Origin of the sequence: Methylobacterium indicum, from assembly GCF_001043895.1 — a bacterium.
GTDB lineage: Bacteria > Pseudomonadota > Alphaproteobacteria > Rhizobiales > Beijerinckiaceae > Methylobacterium > Methylobacterium indicum.
Genome location: NZ_JTHF01000442.1, coordinates 1 through 599 on the forward strand (window position 1 = coordinate 1; position 599 = coordinate 599).

Consider the following 599-nt stretch of genomic DNA (forward strand, 5'->3'; position numbering starts at 1 on the left):
CGAGAAGCCGGGCCGGGCGCTGTTGTGGACGTGGCTCAAGGCGAGCCACCCCTCATCGCCGGCGGTCTTGCGCAGGGCGTCGAGGATGCGGGGCTTCTCAGGGAGAAAGTAGAAGGCGTCGTGGCACATCACGAGGTCGACCGGCGCCTGGTCGATCGGCCAGAACGGCGAGGCGGCGTCGAAGCAGACGAGCTGCGGCCGCTGCCCGGCGACCCAGTGGCGGGCGACCCAGAGCTTGGAAAACACCACGTCCGCGCCCGACACCCGGACGCCCCGCCCCTGCAGCTCGCGCAGGTAATGGCCGATGCCGCAGGCGAGCTCGAAGGCGCAGAGCGGATTGTTCCAGTGCGCCTCCAGGAGAGCGAGGCCGGCGAGATAGGTCGGGTCGGTCCAGCGGTTGACGAAGTAGTCGCCGACCCGGCCCCAGCCGAGGCGGGCGCAGGCTTCCCGCAACGAAACGTATTTCATCTCGCGCACGAGGTCGCGCAGGGCGGCGGGGTCGGCCTTCGGGCCGGTCCACCAATCGTCCTGGTCGGCGAGCAGCAATTCGAGGGCGTGGCCCGGCGCACCCTTGTCGAGATGGCCCAGCACCTCGCCGA

The 599-nt window shown here is 70.3% G+C and carries 1 protein-coding gene; it reads right to left on the reverse strand.

Going from position 1 to position 599, the window contains the following annotated elements:
• The coding region (locus QR78_RS31325) for a class I SAM-dependent methyltransferase (RefSeq protein WP_048431549.1) at positions 1 to 599 on the reverse strand (599 nt) is incomplete at both ends.